This window comes from Variovorax sp. efr-133-TYG-130, assembly GCF_030208835.1.
Lineage (GTDB): Bacteria > Pseudomonadota > Gammaproteobacteria > Burkholderiales > Burkholderiaceae_C > Variovorax.
The window spans coordinates 82968-99108 of sequence record NZ_JARVTD010000008.1 but is presented as its reverse complement, the minus strand read 5'-3'; the positions used below and the strand labels follow the sequence as shown (position 1 = coordinate 99108).

The 16141-nt window shown below is 69.0% G+C and carries 11 protein-coding genes; 1 reads left to right on the top strand and 10 read right to left on the bottom strand.

The annotated features are described in order from the left end of the window. Positions 1 to 89: 89 nt before the first annotated feature. From QRN67_RS10445 to QRN67_RS10420, 6 genes are all read right to left on the bottom strand, one after another. Positions 90 to 1592 (bottom strand): FAD-linked oxidase C-terminal domain-containing protein, encoded by a 1503-nt coding sequence (locus QRN67_RS10445; RefSeq protein WP_285411690.1) that lies wholly within the window; start codon positions 1590 to 1592, stop codon positions 90 to 92. A 119-nt stretch (positions 1593 to 1711) separates the two neighbouring features. Then, entirely contained in the window at positions 1712 to 2596 is an 885-nt protein-coding gene (locus QRN67_RS10440) for a LysR substrate-binding domain-containing protein (protein ID WP_285411688.1), read from the bottom strand. A gap of 26 nt (positions 2597 to 2622) precedes the next feature. Next, on the bottom strand, positions 2623 to 3555 hold the full coding sequence (locus tag QRN67_RS10435; protein ID WP_285411687.1) for an SMP-30/gluconolactonase/LRE family protein: 933 nt from the start codon (positions 3553 to 3555) through the stop codon (positions 2623 to 2625). A gap of 185 nt (positions 3556 to 3740) precedes the next feature. Beyond that, positions 3741 to 5177 (bottom strand): ammonium transporter, encoded by a 1437-nt coding sequence (locus QRN67_RS10430; protein WP_106936121.1) that lies wholly within the window; start codon positions 5175 to 5177, stop codon positions 3741 to 3743. A 29-nt stretch (positions 5178 to 5206) separates the two neighbouring features. Beyond that, a complete protein-coding gene (gene glnK, locus QRN67_RS10425) occupies positions 5207 to 5545 on the bottom strand; it encodes a P-II family nitrogen regulator (protein ID WP_007833403.1) in 339 nt (112 codons plus the stop codon). A gap of 67 nt (positions 5546 to 5612) precedes the next feature. Further along, complete coding sequence (locus QRN67_RS10420) at positions 5613 to 6479, bottom strand: TorF family putative porin (protein ID WP_081268199.1); 867 nt, start codon at positions 6477 to 6479, stop codon at positions 5613 to 5615. 216 nt (positions 6480 to 6695) lie between these two features. On the opposite strand from QRN67_RS10420, the gene QRN67_RS10415 reads away from it, so the two are divergent. After that, positions 6696 to 8240, top strand: a complete 1545-nt coding sequence (locus tag QRN67_RS10415; RefSeq protein ID WP_106936122.1) for a YifB family Mg chelatase-like AAA ATPase — start codon at positions 6696 to 6698, stop codon at positions 8238 to 8240. Between the two features lie 25 nt (positions 8241 to 8265). Here the strand turns inward: QRN67_RS10415 and QRN67_RS10410 are convergent, their stop codons facing one another. The 4 genes from QRN67_RS10410 to QRN67_RS10395 form a co-directional block, all read right to left on the bottom strand. Beyond that, complete coding sequence (locus QRN67_RS10410; protein WP_285411686.1) at positions 8266 to 10224, bottom strand: serine/threonine protein kinase; 1959 nt, start codon at positions 10222 to 10224, stop codon at positions 8266 to 8268. A gap of 31 nt (positions 10225 to 10255) precedes the next feature. After that, positions 10256 to 10969: a type VI secretion system-associated protein TagF gene (tagF, locus tag QRN67_RS10405; protein WP_285411685.1), complete on the bottom strand. Its 714-nt coding sequence runs from the start codon at positions 10967 to 10969 to the stop codon at positions 10256 to 10258. Positions 10970 to 11099: 130 nt separating this feature from the next. Continuing rightward, the gene (gene tssM / locus QRN67_RS10400; protein WP_285411684.1) at positions 11100 to 14768 is read right to left on the bottom strand and encodes a type VI secretion system membrane subunit TssM; all 3669 of its coding nucleotides are present in this window, start codon (positions 14766 to 14768) and stop codon (positions 11100 to 11102) included. Continuing rightward, entirely contained in the window at positions 14768 to 16135 is a 1368-nt protein-coding gene (locus QRN67_RS10395; RefSeq protein WP_285411683.1) for a DotU family type VI secretion system protein, read from the bottom strand. Before QRN67_RS10395 ends, tssM begins: the two co-directional genes overlap by 1 nt. Positions 16136 to 16141: the final 6 nt, after the last annotated feature.

Below are 16141 nucleotides of genomic sequence, written 5' to 3'. Positions count from 1 at the left end.
AGGCCGGGGGACATTCGCGGAGCAAGGTACCCCGTCGGCGTGAGCGCGCCCCGAACGAGCCCGACAACAAAAAACAAGACAACCCCTCATCAGAACCTCGGCAGATCCGGATGCGACAACTTCCCCCCTCGCACCACCTGCTTGCCGTACTCGGCACAGCGCTGCAGCGTAGGGATCACCTTGCCGGGGTTCAGCATCCCTTCGGGATCGAACGCGCGCTTCACCCCGAACATCTGCTCGTTCTCCGCCGCAGTGAACTGCACGCACATGCTGTTGAGCTTCTCCACGCCCACGCCATGCTCGCCCGACACCGTGCCGCCCATGGCTACGCTGGTCTCCAGGATGTCCGCGCCGAAGAGCTCGCAGCGGTGCAGCTCGTCGGGGTCATTGGCGTCGAACAGCACCAGCGGGTGCAGGTTGCCGTCGCCCGCGTGGAACACGTTGCAGCAACGCAGGTTGTATCTTTTCTCCATCTCCTGGATAGCCAGAAGGATGTCGGCGAGCCGCTTGCGCGGAATCGTCGAGTCGAGGCACATGTAGTCCGGGCTGATGCGGCCCGAGGCGGGAAACGCGTTCTTGCGCCCGCTCCAGAACTTCATGCGCTCTTCCTCGCTGTTGCTGCAGGCGATGGCGGTGGCGCCGCAGCCGCGCAGCACGGCGGTCATGCGGCCGATTTCTTCTTCCACCTCCTCGGGCGTGCCGTCCGATTCGCACAGCAGGATGGCGGCGGCATCGAGGTCGTAGCCCGCGCGCACGAAGTCTTCGACCGCGGCGGTCATGGGCTTGTCCATCATTTCAAGCCCCGCCGGGATGATGCCCGCCGCGATCACCGCGGCCACCGCGTCGCCGGCCTTTCGCACGTCGTCGAAGCTGGCCATGATGCAGCGCGCGAGCTGCGGCTTGGGCACCAGCTTGACGGTGACCTCGGTGGTCACGGCCAGCATGCCCTCGCTGCCGATGACCAGCGCTAGCAGGTCGAGCCCCGGCGCGTCGAGCGCGTCGCCGCCGAACTCGATGGGCTCGCCCTCGGCCGTGAAGCCGCGCACGCGCAGCACGTTGTGCAGCGTCAGGCCGTACTTGAGGCAGTGCACGCCGCCGGAGTTCTCGGCCACGTTGCCGCCGATGGTGCAGGCGATCTGGCTGGACGGATCGGGCGCGTAATAGAGGTTGAAGGGCGCGGCAGCTTCGCTGATGGCCAGGTTGCGCACGCCGCACTGCACCACCGCCGTGCGGCTCACCGGGTCGATCTTCAGGATGCGGTTGAACTTGGCGAGCGACATCGTCACGCCCATGGTGTGCGGCATGGCGCCGCCCGAGAGCCCGGTGCCCGCGCCGCGCGCCACCACGGGCACGCCGAGCTGGTGGCAGGTCTTGAGCACGGCGGCCACCTGCGCCTCGGTCTCGGGCAGGGCTACCACGAGCGGACGGGCGCGGTAGGCGGTGAGGCCGTCGCACTCGTAGGGCGTGGTGTCTTCGTCGTGCCAGATCAGCGCGTGGGCGGGCAGGTGCGCCTGCAGCGCGTGGACCACCTGGGACTGGCGCTCCGTTTTCTGTAGCGAATCGTGGTGCGTGGGGGTGAGCGGCGCGTTCATCGGCGGGCCTCTTTTCTTCTGTTCGCGGATGTCTCGGGTGTACCGCACTCTACGGACATTCCGGCAGCCCCGGGTTGATGGATTTTTGCCGGGTGCTTGAGAGAACTTTGCCGGCGGCGTCAGCGCAGGCTCTGTTCGAGCCAGTCGGCGAAGGCCGCGCACTCCCAGCGCTCCATCGTGCCCGGCTGCCAGCAGATGTAGTGCCGGTGCGGCGACGCCACCGCCCGGTCGGACAGCGCCACCAGCCGCCCCGACTCGAACCACGCCGCGCCCATCTTCTGGCGCACCAGCGCCACGCCGAACCCGCTGGCGGCGGCGTCGTACACCAGCCCCAGGTCGTTGAACTGCGAGCCGACGTGCGGCTCTGGCTGGTCGAGCCCGCAGCTCGCGAACCAGGTGCCCCAGGGCTCGAGCGGGCTGCGGATCAGCCGCGCGCTTGCGATCTCGGCCGCGCTGCGAAAGCCGTGGAACGGCCCGAACTCGTTGAGGTAGCTCGGGCTGCAGGCGGGCACCACCTGCTCCTCGAGCACGAGGCGGTGCTCGCAGTCGGCATAGCCGCCGGGGCCGTAGCGCACCTCCAGGTCGGCCTGCTCGGCCGTCACGTCGAGCAGCGGAATGGACACCTGCAGCACCAGTTCGATGTCGGGATAGATGTTGCGGAACAGCTCGAGCCGGGGCATGAGGAACTGCCGGCTGAAGGTCGGCGTGACGGCGATGCGAAGGCGCGTCGCGCGCTGGGCCGCGCCTGCGCCCAACGGCGTGGCCTGCAGCGCGGCAAGCCCGGTGCGCACGTTCGCAAGATAGGCCGCGCCGTCGGCCGTGAGGCTGAAGTCGCTGCGCCCGAACAGCTTGAAGCCCACGTGCGCCTCGAGCTGGCGGATGCGGTGGCTCACCGCGCTGGGCGTGACGCACAGCTCGTCGGCCGCGCGGCCCGCATGCCGCAGCCGTGCCACCGCCTCGAAGGTCAGCAGGCACTGGATCGGCGGAATGTGCTGCAGGGCCATGCGCGCCTGAGAACCCTCTTCGGCCTTCAGTCTTCGAAGAAGCTCACCGGCAGGCCCGGCGCGTCGACCCGCATCGCGATCACCATGCCCGAGGCCGGGCGCTGCGCGATCTCGTCGGCCGGCCGGCCCTTGCGGGCGCTGGTGACGAACAGCGTCTTCAGGTCGTCGCCGCCGAAACAGGGCATGGTCGGGCACTGCACCGGCACCGCGACGGAGGCCACGCGCTCGCCCGAGGGCGAAAATCGCAGCAGCTGCGCCCCTTCGAACATGGCCACCCAGTAGTGGCCCTGCGCATCGATGGTGGCGCCGTCGGGGCGGCCGTCGTAGTGCAGCGGCGACGCGGGCGTCCAGCCTTCGGGCTTGGCGCTGAACTGCTGGAACACGCGCGCATGCGAGAGCGAATTGGCCTCGGCGTCCCAGTCCCATGCATGCACCACGTGCGCCGCGGTGTCCGCCCAGTAGAGCGTGCGGGCGTCGGGCGAGAAGGCGAGGCCGTTGGCGGTGGTGGCCTGGTTGGCCATCTGCGTGATGGTGGGCGAGATGCCGGTGTCGCTGCGCGCGTCGAGGCAGTAGAGCGCGGCGTTGGGCCGGTCCTTGGCCTCGTTGAGCGAGCCGCCCCAGAAGCGGCCCAGCGCGTCGCACTTGCCGTCGTTGAAGCGCATGGTGCGCACGTCGTGCTCCACGCGCGCCATCGCGGCCAGCTCGCCGCCCCATTCGCGCGCGCGGTAGATGCCGTCGCGCAGCGCAATGACGAGGCCGCCGCGCCGCGCCGGCGCCATGCAGCCGGGCTCGGTGGGCAGGGCCCAGCGCTCGACCGTGGCACCCGGCGTGCCGATGTCGCCGCGCGTTCGCAGCACGGCGCGGCCGGGAATGTCGAGCCAGTAGAGCGATCGTTCCTGGGGGTGCCAGAACGGCGATTCGCCGAGCTCGCAGAGACTGTCTTCGATGGAGGTCCACATGGTGGGCCGATTGTGCTCCCGCCCATTGCGCAGGCGGGCAAAAAAAAGCCCGCCGGCGCCGGAGCGCTTGCGGGCTGAACATCCAAAGGAGACCTCGCTTGAAAAACTCGTTCTTCAATTCAAGACCACCGCGGAACCGGCTTCGCCGGGCCGCAGGTGCTGCCCCCCTGCAAGGGGGCTTCGGTTTACCTGTTGTATGCGGTTTCGCCGTGGGAAGAAATGTCGAGGCCTTCGCGCTCTTCTTCTTCCGACACACGCAGGCCGAGGGTCAGGTCGGCGATCTTGTAGGCGATGAAGGCCACCACGCCGGACCACACGACCGTGAGCGCCACGCTCTTGATCTGGATCCAGACTTGCGCGCCCATCGAGAAGGTGTCGGGCGTCGCGCCGCCGGTGCCGCCGAGGCCCTTGGCCGCGAACACGCCGGTCAGGATGGCACCCAGGATACCGCCCACGCCATGCACGCCGAACACGTCGAACGCGTCGTCCGCACCCAGCATGCGCTTCAGGCCGCCCACGCCCCACAGGCAGACCAGGCCGGCCAGCAGGCCCAGCACGATCGAACCCATCGGGCCGACGAAACCGGCGGCGGGCGTGACGGCCACGAGGCCGGCGACGGCACCGGATGCTGCACCCAGCATCGAGGCCTTGCCCTTGTGCAGGCTCTCGCCCAGGATCCACGACAGCGCGGCGGCAGCGGTGGCGAGCACCGTGTTGATGAAGGCCAGGCCGGCCAGGGCGTTGGCGGCACCAGCCGAGCCGGCGTTGAAGCCGAACCAGCCGACCCACAGCAGCGAAGCGCCGACCATGGTGAGCGTGAGCGAGTGAGGCGTGAACGCTTCCTTGCCGTAGCCGACGCGCTTGCCGACCATGTAGGCACCCACGAGACCGGCCACACCGGCGTTGATGTGCACCACGGTGCCGCCGGCGAAGTCCAGCGCGCCGTCCTTGCCCAGCAGGCCGCCGCCCCAAACGATGTGGGCGATCGGCACGTAGCTGAAGGTGAACCACAGCACCGAGAACAGCAGCACGGCCGAGAACTTGGCGCGCTCCGCGAAGGCGCCGACGATCAGCGCCACGGTGATGGCCGCGAACGTGCCCTGGAAGGCGACGAACACGTACTCGGGAATGGTGGTCAGCGCACCGAAGGTTTCCTGCGTGATGCCCTTCATGAAGATCTTGTCGAATCCTCCGAAGAAGTTGCCGTCACCCGAGAAGGCCAGGCTGTAGCCGTAGACGGCCCACAGGATGCTGATGAGCGAGAAGATCACGAAGACCTGCATCAGCACCGACAGCATGTTCTTCGAACGGCCCAGGCCGCCGTAGAACAGCGCGAGGCCGGGGATGGTCATCAGGATCACGAGGAGGGTCGAAGTCAGCATCCAGGCGGTGTCGCCGGAGTCGATCTTCGGAGCCGGGGCAGCGGCGGGTGCGGCCGCGGGCGCCGCTGCGGCGGGTGCCGCGGCTGCATCGGCCGGAGCCGCCGCGGCGGGCGCTGCCGCTGCGGGAGCCGTTGCGGCCGGTGCCTCGGCAGCAGGCGCTGCCGGGGTCTGTGCGAAGCCGGAAGTACCGGCGGCAAGCACGCTCAAGCCGAGCGCAAGAGAGACAAGCAGTTTTTTCATAATCGTTGTTCTTTCGGGCCAGGACTCGATCAGAGGGCTTCGCGGCCCGTTTCGCCGGTGCGGATGCGAACGACCTGCTCGAGGTTGTAGACAAAAATCTTGCCGTCGCCGATCTTGCCGGTACGGGCGGCGCCTTCGACGGCTTCGATCACGCGATCCACGAGGTCGTCGGAGACGGCCGCCTCGATCTTCACCTTGGGCAGGAAGTCGACCACGTACTCCGCGCCGCGGTAGAGCTCGGTGTGGCCCTTCTGGCGTCCGAAGCCCTTCACCTCGGTGACGGTGATCCCCTGCACGCCGATGGCCGACAGTGCTTCGCGCACCTCGTCGAGCTTGAACGGTTTGATGATGGCTGTGACCAGCTTCATGAGTTTTCTCCTTTGGATGGAAATGAAACGATGCGGCAGCTTGGGCCGCATCTCGTTGTTCTGCTGCTTACAGCGTCTTCGTCAGCGTGAGGATGAAGCGCGCCTTGTTCGGCGAGTAGGTGGTCTGGCCGATGGGGCCGAAGCCGAGGTCGATGCCCGGGTTGGACACCGCGAGGTACGAGCTCTTCTTGTTGGCGCCCTGCACCGAGCCGGTCAGCGACAGGCCGTTGCCGAAGTCGTAGCTCGCGCCCACGTTGTAGTCCACGTAGCTCTTGTAGCCCAGGCTGCGGATGTCGCTGGACATGTTGGTGTAGCCCACGGCCGCCTTCAGCGTGACCTTGGGCACGATTTCCTTGCTGTACGACAGGTTCAGGTAGCCGGTGTTGGTGCCCTTCAGGCCCGAGCCGGCCTTGTTGCCGGCGTAGCCGAAGTAGTCCTTCGACACGGTGTGCGAGTACTTGGCGGTGAACGAACCGAAGGTTTCGTTGGCATAGGTCGCGCCGACGTACAGCTCGGTGGTGTTGCCCGCCGAGTTGCCCGGGTAGATGTAGGTGAGCGCACCCACGTCCATGTCGAGCGGGCCGGCCTTGAACTTGTAGCCGCCGTAGATGTCGCTCTCGATGCTGTTGCCCTTCTGCCAGTTGACGCTGGAGTTCCAGTTGCCCACGTAGAAGCCGCTGCTGCCGAAGGCGTAGTCGAAGCCGCCCTGGATCGCGGGCTTGAAGCCCTTGGTCTTGGCGTAGTCGTTCTTGCCGATCATGTCCTGGTCCTGGCCGCGAAACTTGTAGTTCGTGGTCAGCGAGACGTTGCCCGTGAAATCCGGGGCGGGCGCGGCGGCCGGGGCATCGGTCGTCGCCTGGGCCAGGGCTGCGCCCGAAGCGGTCAATGCAGCGGCCAGAACGATCATCGCCTTGGCGGCGGTACGGTGCGTCATCGGGAAACTCCTCGCAAGTGTGTTGTTGGACCTGAGAGGCTCAAAGCAGGGAGCGTGCCAAACTGCACAAATACCTGTGCCCCATGCGACTCGCCCGCGTCGTGTTGTGAGCGAAATCGTTACAACGCTTGTTTCGAGCGGTTGCGGCTTTCAACAGGTTCGCACCACCGCGGACACACCACAGATGGACGCACCATCTTGGGGACAGGGAGAAAAATGAGTTTGTCTTTGGTGCAGGGGCGAGCCTTGCTGGGGCTGGAAGCGGCCAGTGTCACGGTCGAGGTGCATCTGGCCAACGGCCTGCCCAGCTTCACGCTGGTCGGCCTGGCGGAAACCGAGGTCAAGGAAGCCCGCGAACGCGTGCGCTCGGCCATCCAGAACGCGGGGCTCGAATACCCCAACAACAAGAAGATAGTGGTGAACCTGGCCCCCGCGGACCTGCCCAAGGACTCCGGGCGCTTCGACCTGCCCATCGCGCTGGGCATCCTCGCGGCCAGCGGGCAGATCGACGGCGCCAGGCTGGCCGGACACGAGTTCGCGGGCGAACTGTCGCTCTCGGGCGAGCTGAGGCCGGTGCGCGGCGCTCTGGCCATGGCGCTGGCCCTGCACACGCGCGGCGTGGCGACGCGGCTGGTGCTGCCCCTGGACAGTGCGCACGAGGCCGCTCTGGTGCCCGACGGCGAGGTCTATGGCGCACGGCATCTGCTGGATGTGGTGCGGCAGTTCGTGGTCGACACCGAGGCCGCCTCGCAATGGCCCGATCCGCCGCCCGACGGCTGGGCGCGGATCCGTGCGGCGCCCGGCGCCAGCGCACCGCGCTACGCCGACCTGGCCGACGTCAAGGGGCACGCGGGCGCCAAGCGCGCGCTGGAAATCGCCGCGGCCGGCGGCCACAGCCTGCTGATGATGGGCGAGCCGGGATCGGGCAAGTCGATGCTCGCGCAGCGCTTCGCGGGGCTGCTGCCGGCCATGAGCATCGAGGAGGCGCTGGAGAGCGCGGCGGTGGCCAGCCTGGGCGGCCGCTTCGCGACGGAGCGCTGGATGCTTCGGCCCACGTCTGCGCCGCATCACACCTCCAGCGCGGTGGCACTCGTAGGTGGCGGTTCTCCGCCCCGGCCCGGAGAGATCTCGCGCGCGCACCACGGCGTTCTCTTCCTGGACGAGTTTCCGGAATTCGCCCGCTCGGCGCTGGAGGCGCTGCGGGAGCCGCTGGAAACCGGCACCATCACCATTGCCCGCGCCGCCCGGAGTGCCGAATTCCCGGCCAGATTCCAGTTGATCGCCGCGATGAACCCCTGCCCTTGCGGCTACCTGGGTTCCGCCTCAAAAGCCTGCCGCTGCACGCCCGACCAGATCTCGCGCTACCAGGGCAAGCTCAGCGGCCCGCTGCTCGACCGCATCGACCTGCACATCGAGGTGCCCGCGGTATCGGCGCAGCAACTTCTAGACGCGCCCCCCGGCGAATCGACGGAGAGCATCCGCGGCCGGGTGATCGCCGCGCGCGAACGTGCAATGCAGCGCCAGGGGTACGCCAACCAGTCACTGCAGGGCAGCGCGATCGACCAGCACGCCGGCCTCGACGATGCGGCCCGCAAGTTCATGTTCAACGCGGCGGCCAAGCTGGGATGGTCCGCGCGCAGCACGCACCGCGCGCTGAAGGTGGCACGCACGATCGCGGACCTGGGGTCGGCGCAGGCGGTGCAGGTGGAGCATCTGGCGGAGGCGGTGCAGTACCGGCGGGCGCTGCGGGGCAGCGCCTGAAGAATCCGGAGGCAGCTGCAGCCCGCTACTTGAACTCGTGACTCACCACGGGCGCCGACTTGCTGTCCTGCACTGTCACCCGTTGCCGATACACCTCGAGGTCGCCGTTGCGCACCTCGATGTTGTAGATGCCGGGACGCAGCGGCAGCGACTTGAGCGGCGGGCTCACGCCGCGGTCGGCGCCGTCGACGAAGACCTGGCCCCAGGGGCGGATGTTGAGCACCACGCGGCCCATGCCCGGTGCGGCGGCGGTCGCGTCGGGCGCGGCCGGCACCGTGGGTGGAGACAGCCGGTTCAGCTCGGCAATGGCGTTGCGGGCGTCGCGGGCGTGCAGCCCTCGGCGGTAGCGGCGCAGGTAGGCCTCGTAGCCTTCGCGTGTGTTCTCGGCCTGGGCCAGGCTCCAGTCTTCCGCCTCGGCGGTCGCGAGGGCCGTATCGGCCGGTGTCGTGGTCGGCGGATTGACCGGCACGTTCTCGATCGGCGTCAGCGGTGCGCCGGCCGGCGTGGCAGGCGTTGCGGCCGGCGCACCGGCGACCGTGGTGCCGGCACTGCCGCCACCAGCGGCCGGGGCCGTCGCCGGGCCTCCATCGGTGACGGGCGGAGTGGCTGCTGCCGGCGTGCCCGATGCGGCACCGGCATCGGTGGCCGGCGGAGGCATCACCGCGGGCGGCGACGTGTTGCTCGACATCGGCGAAGCCGGCGGCGGCACCGGCACCATCGCGGTGGAGGTCTGCTGCGGCTTCATGCCGGAGGTCAGGCGCAGCCCGATCCAGCCACCCACGGCCACGAGCGCGAACACCAGCACACCCACCATGACCCAGGGCGGACGGCGCGACGACGCCGCTTTCTGCGTCCTGGTCTTCTTCACTGCCGGCGCCGGCGCCGGTGCCGGGGCCGGCGCCTCGACGGCAGCCACCGGCAAGGGCTCCAGCGGCACCGGCGCCGACATCGGCGAGAACTGCTGCGGCACGAGCGGCGGAGGCGGAGGTGTCGACGACACGGGCGCCGTGGGAATGATCACCGCCGGCACGCCCATGCCGCTCACATAGATGTCGCCCAGCTTGACCAGCCCCAGTTCCGCGGCGAAGGCGGCCACGGTCTGCGTGCGGTCCTTGCTGTGCACGGCCAGGGTGTGGTCGACCGCGGCGCAGAAGCCCGGGCTCAGGTCGTCGCGGCCCATCGAAGACAGCGGCACGTAGGCGTCCTGCACGCTGCGCACCACGGCCGAGGGCGGCGGATGGCCGGTCACGGCACGGTAGAGCACGGCGCCCAGCGCGTACAGGTCGGTCCAGGGGCCCTGCAGCAGGGTGTTGTCGTCGGCGTACTGCTCGATGGGCGAGTAGCCCGACTTCACCATCACCGCCACCTCGTCGACCAGGTCGGCGATGGACTTGCGCGCCGCGCCGAAATCGAGCAGCACCGGCAGGTCGTCGGGCTGGATGAAGATGTTGTCGGGCGCGATGTCGCGGTGGAAGCACTGGCTGCGGTGCAGCGTCTCCAGTGCCCCCAGCAGCGGCCCCAGCATGCCGAGCAACCAGGCCTCGTTGATTCGGCCGGGTTCGTCTTCGGCGAGGCGCCGCAGGGTGCGGCCCTTGTAGAGCTGGATCGCCATGTAGGCGGTCGAGTTGGCCTCCCAGAAGCGATGCACGCGCACGAGCGCGGGATGGCTGAACTGCGCGAGCGTGCGCGCCTCGTTGATGAAGCTGCGCAGCCCCGCCTGGAAGGTGGCCGCGAGGCGCTCGGAGCGCACGAGCACGCTGTCGTCGCCCACGCGGCGCGCGAGCATCGACGGCATGTATTCCTTGATGGCCACTTCGCGCTGCAGCGAGTGGTCGTACGCGCGGTAGACGATGCCGAAGCCGCCCTCGCCGATCACCTCGAGCAGTTCGAATTCATCGAGCCGGTGGCCCGTCTCCAGCGGATGCGGGCGTTCATCGGCCGGCGTATCGGCCGCCGCGCCTGCGCTGCCCTGCGTGGTGCTCATGCGTCTTCTCCTCCCCCGGGATGTCGGCTTTTCATGCCCATGGCACATGCCCCTGCGAAAACAACTTGGAAAATAGCGGTGTGTTGAGCCCGCCGCCATGGGCCGCGGTGCGCAACGGCGAACCGTCGGCCTGGTTGGTCCACCAGTAGCTGGTGCTGCCGAGCGGGTCGAAACACAGTGGAAGCTCCGGCCAGCCGAGCCGCTGCTGGGCGCTCGCGCCACCCGCTGTAGGCCCGAGGATCGAGAGAATGTCGTCCGAGCCGCCGCTGGCCGTGTGAAAGCCGGCGCGGCCCGCGGCCAGCACCTGGCCGTCGAACTGGTCCGGCGCCACGCCGTGGCGGATGGCCTGCAGCAGCGCGCTGCCGCATTGCCAGTACCACGCTGCCGAGCCCTCCAGCACCGACGGCCGGTAGTTGCGCGCGGCCACCTGCAGGGTGACGCACACCGGGTAGTAGCGGCCCACGCGGTCGCAGCTCGGCGCGAGGCAGCCGAACTGCACGGCCTCGACGCCCTGCGTGGCGGGAATCGCGAAGTTCCACACCGGCGCCACGGCGTAGTGCCGCGTCATGGCGTCGGGCCAGCGCTTGAAGCTGCCCAGGCCGTTCTGCATCCAGCGGTCCCACCACGCCTGCAGTTCGCGCGGCATGCGGCGGTAGAGAAAGTCGCCGGCGGCGGGCAGCTTGCCGTACCAGCCGATCTGTTCGTCGACGGGCACCCAGGCCTGCGGGGGAATGCTGCTGTTCATTGCGTATGCCTCCCGACAACCTCGCGGCATATGCCAGGAACACCGCGGAACCGGCTTTGCCGGGCCGCCGGTGTTGTCCCCTGCACGGAGGGAGGAGAAGCGACACGAAGTGCGCGAAGCCTGGGGGTGTTCATGATTTCCCGGGGCACGAGAAGCTGTTCATCTGCGCAAGGCGAAGCGGGTTGTAGACGCTGTTGGCCGTTACCGCCAGCACCACCTTCTTGCCCTGCAGGTCGAAGGTCGCGGTGAAGGATTCGGGGGATCTGCCCGACGAGATGGAGGCCTTGTCGAACAGGCGGTGCAGCGCCCACGGCCCCTCGGTCACGATGCCGCCGGCGGGCGTGCCGTTGGCGGTGGTCACCTGCAGGCGCACCTGGTTGCTGTTGCGCGGCCCGGGCCACTTGACGGTGCTGGGCGCCTGCGGGCCGTGCGCATAGCGCACCGTCTGGCCGTCGACGTCGAGCGTGAACTGCGTGAGCGCGGCGTCCATGTCCTCGGGACGGATGTCGAGCGTGAACGACGGCGTGCGCCCGCCCGCCATGCCCGAGAAGAACACGTCGCGGATCGCCTGCGCCTTCTGGAACGAATCGAGGTAGGCCGAGCGCCCCGCCGCGCTGCCGTCCACGCCGCGCTTGAAGGCCCACGGGTTGACCGAGGTGTCGACCTGGGTGATGAGGTTCTTCTGGAAGAAGTCGTCCATCATCCCGCCCGGCGCGAACAGCTGCGCGAAGTCGCCCGAGGCCACGTCGCGGCTGGAGCCGCGCGAGAACGGGTAGCGCCCCGCGATGGCCTGGTTGCAGAACGTGCCGATGCTGGCGGCCGCGCTCTGGCCGATGTTCTGCCGCGTCACCGCCGCCGCCTTCGACGACGCGGTGGCCGACAGGTCGTTCAGCATGCCCTGGAACGGCACCGGCAGGCGCCCCGCTTCCGCCTGCACCTTGGTGACGGCGTCGCTCGACGGCGGTATGTTGCCGCTGCGCAGCGCGGTGTCGGTGGCCGTGAGGAAGGTGTAGAGCTCGTTGATGAGCGCGGCAGTCGCGTCGATGGGCGCCTGCCCGCCCTGCTTGGGTGCCGTCACCATGCGGCGCAGCGGCTCGAAGTGGTTGTCGACCAGCGACTCGGGCCTGTCCACCTGCGCATTGCGGCGCTGGCTGCCATCGGGCTGGCCGATGAGCTGCTCGATGCGCTCGCGCGTGCTGGCCACGCGGTTCTGCGCCTGGTCGAGCAGGCTGCGCGCGGCCTCGTCGTGGTTGCGCAGCAGGTCGGTCTCGCGCGCGGCGCCGCGGATGATGCGCGACATCGGCGACTCCGAGGTCGAGAGCACGCGCGTCATCTGGATGCTCTGCAGCAGCGAGCGGCTGTCGGCCAGCCGGATGTCGGTGAGGTACTCGTCCCACACGCGGATGTAGTCGGTCAGATAGAGCCTGCGCACTTCGCGCAACAGCAGCTCGCGCGAGGTGATGTCGGCAATGCCCGGCGCGCGGATCTGCAGCACCCAGCGGTCTTCCTGCTCGAGCGACAGCGTGGTCTCGGCCATGCGCTTGTCGAAGATGTCCCAGTAGCCGCGGTAGGTGAAGAGCGTGGGAATGCCGTCGGTCAGCGGCTTGCCGCTCGCGCGGCGGATCACCAGCGCCGATTCGGCGCCGCCCGCCTCCGCGATGGTGAAGGCGTTGGGCGGGCTGGTCTGCAGCAGGATGCGCCGCAGCCGCGCATAGGAGCGCTGCGCCAGCGGCACGCCGGCCAGGCGCTCGCGCGTCTGGGTGATGAGGCGATCGTCCTTCGCGAAGGGCGAAGTCAGCACGCGGCCCGCGAACAGCGCCTTCAGGTGCGACTCGAGGTTGGTGCGCTGTTCGCGCGTGAGCGACGCGCCGATCTTGCGGTCCACGTCGCTCAGCAGCCAGGCCTGCAGGAAATCAGCGTCGTAGCGCTCGGCGTCGAACAGCATCAGGTAGGCCTTGAGCGCCTCGTAGCTGTATTCGGCGTCGTTCTTCGAGGCCTCGCGCAGCGACTGCTCCACGCGCTGCGCGGCCTGCGGCAGCAGCACGGTTTCCAGGGCACGCTGGTAGACGCCGTCGGTGGCGGCCTGCAGCTTCTCGCCCTGGTAGAGGCCGAAGCGGTACGACAGCGGCGGATCGCCGACGTCGAAGTGGCTCGACTTCGGCAGGTCGCGCAGCCGGTCGAGGATCAGCAGCGAACTCGCGATGTCGCCGCCCGAATCGACCACCGTCGGCAGCTCGCCGCGCGCCGCCGCCTTGTTGAAGGCCTTGGCGTTGCCGTCGACCTCGGCCACGTAGTCCTTGTTGTTGCGCCAGCTGTTCACGCACGCGCCCAGCAGCACCACCAGCAGCACGCCGATCAGGCTGTAGCCCGCGATGTCGATGGCGCGCTTGCGCCGGTACCAGCGAAGGTTGGTGCCGGCCACGCCCGCGTCGCGGAAGATCACCTGCTGCAGCAGTTCCTTCAGGAAGTAGCTCTTGCCCGGGCCCGGCGGCGGCGCGGGCGGCGCGTTGACCTGCAGGTAGCGCTTGATGGCGCCCATCACGCGGTCGAAGGCCGTGCCTTCCTGCGTGCCGCTGGTGAAGTACACGCCGCGCAGCATCGACGCGGCCTCGAACTTCGACGGATTGAACACGTCGGCCAGGAAGGTGCCGAGGATGTCCTCGAAGCTCGCGAACTGCTGCGGCAGCAGGTAGGCCTGCGCGCGCCGCATCGGGTCGGGCTCGGCCGCCAGCAGCTCGGGCAGGCGTTCGTCCAGGCGCTGGTGCAGCAGCCTGTATTCCTGGTGGAAGCGCTCGCGCAGGTCGCCGCCCTTCAGCGGGGCCGCGCCCTTGCCAGACTTCGCGTTCCTGTTGGCGGCATTGCCTTCGATGGGGAAGGTGAAGCCCCACACCTGCTGGCGCTCGGCGCGGCCCAGCGAGCCGAAGTATTCGTTGAAGCCCGCCAGCAGGTCGGTCTTGGTGACCAGAACGTACACCGGAAAGTCGATGCCCAGGTCGTTGCGCAGCTCCAGCAGCCGCTTGCGCAGTGCCATTGCGTGGCGCGCGCGCTGCGCGTCGTCGGCCAGCGGCAGGTCGGCGATGCTGATGGTGAGGATCGCACCGTTGATGGGCTGGCGCGGGCGGAACTTCTTGAGTAGCTCGAGGAAGCCCTTCCACTCGCTCTCGTCGGTCTCGCGGTTGCTTTCGTGCGTGGTGTAGCGCCCGGCGGTGTCGATGAGCACCGCCTCGTTGGTGAACCACCAGTCGCAGTTGCGCGTGCCGCCGATGCCGCGCACGGCCGCCTTGCCGAGCTGGTCGGCCAGCGGGAAGTCGAGGTCGGAGTTGACCAGCGCCGTGGTCTTGCCCGAGCCCGGCGCGCCGATGAAGATGTACCAGGGCAGCTGGTACAGGTACTGCCGGTCGAAAACAGAGAAGCGGCTGGCGGGCTTGCCGTCCGCCCCCTGCCCGAAGCGCATGTTCTTGAGGATGGCCGTGGCGTCAGTGAAGCCGCTCTGCAGCTCCTTGATCTCGGGCGCGTCCTCGGGCTTGGCCTCTTTCTCCTTCTTGGATGGCGTGCGCAGCTGGTTCAGCAGCTGCGCATTGAGGCGGTGCTCGCGCCACTTGCGGTAGACCAGCCGCGCGAGCCACACCACGAACATCAGCGCGATGACGGCGATGCGCACGATCTCGTCTTCGAGCGGGCGGTAGCGGCCCACCGCGATGGCTGGGCCGATGATCCAGATCAGGAACGCGAGCGCGACCAGCCCCAGGAACACCCAGAGGTCGCGGCTGATGAGAAAACGGAAGATGGCGCGCAGCATCAGCGGGCTCCTCCCGGCTGTTGTGCCGCAGGCGCGGGTACGCCTGCCACCGGCGCCACCAGCAGCGTGACCTCGACGCGGCGGTTGCGCGCGCGGTTGGCCGGCGAGTCGTTGGGCGCGATGGGGTCGGCGTCGCCGCGGCCTTCGGCGCGCAGGCGCTCGGGCTTCGAAAGGCGCGTGGCGATCATCTTCTTCACCGCGTCGGCGCGGGCCTGCGAGAGTTGCCAGTTCGACGGAAAGCGCACGCTGCGGATCGGCTGGTCGTCGCTGAAGCCGCTGATGAGCACATTGCCTTCGACGGCGTTGAGCGCATCGGCCACGCGCGCGAGCACCGGCGCATAGCGGTCGAGCACGCGGTCGGAGCCCGATGCGAACAGGCCGTCGCCGCGCAGCACCACCACGCTGCGGTCGGCCTCGTCGCGCACCGTGAGCAGGCCGTCGCGGATTTCGGGCTCCAGGAAGCGCTGCAGGCGCGGCGTGGGCGCGGGCATGACCACGGCGCGCGCGGTCTGCGGCAGCCGCACTGCGTTGACGGCCGCGAAGGCGCCGTCGGACGTGCCAGCCAGGTTGAACGTGAGCAGCGCGAACGCCACGAGCAGCAGCACCGCCGCCACCGCGCCCACGGCCCACACCGGCAGCCAGTTGCGCGCGCGGCGCACCGGCGCGCTCGCGTCCTGCCAGTGCGGCGACAGCGGCACCGCGATCTCGCCGCGCGTCTGCCGGATGATCTGCAGCAGGCGCTGCTTGAGCGTTTCGAGCTGCGAGCGACCGTTGTCGATGACGCGGAAGCGCCCCTCGAAGCCCAGCGCCAGGCAGAAGTAGATGAGCTCAATCAGGTGCAGGTGCTGCTGCGGGTTCTGCACCAGCCGCGACAGCAGCTGGAAGAATTTCTCGCCGCCCCAGGTCTCGTTGTGGAACATCACCAGCAGGCTCTGCGACGACCAGATGCTGCCGCCCCACGGTGTGAGCGCGGCGGCCTCGTCCACCGCCGTGCACAGGCAGTAGCGCGCGCCGATGATCACCTCGGGCGCGATGCCCGCCTGCTGCGCGCGCGTCTCGAAGCGGCGCACCTCGTCGACCAGGTGCTCGCGCAACTGCGCCGGCGCGGGGTGATGGCCGGTCGCGCGGATCTGCGGAATCAGGTCGAGCAATGGATTGGCGGCCGCCACCAGCGGGTTGTTGCCCGCGAGCGCCGTGTCACCCGCATGCGGACGCCGCGCGTCGTGCCATGCGGTGAATGACTCGGGCTGCGCGCCCATGCCGCGTTGCGCCGCGGGCATGCCGCCCGGGTCCGCAGCGCCGCCACCCCCTGGATTCGGCGGCACGAAACCTCCCGCGCCGACGGCCATGTCGTTCACACCGTTCATAGAGTC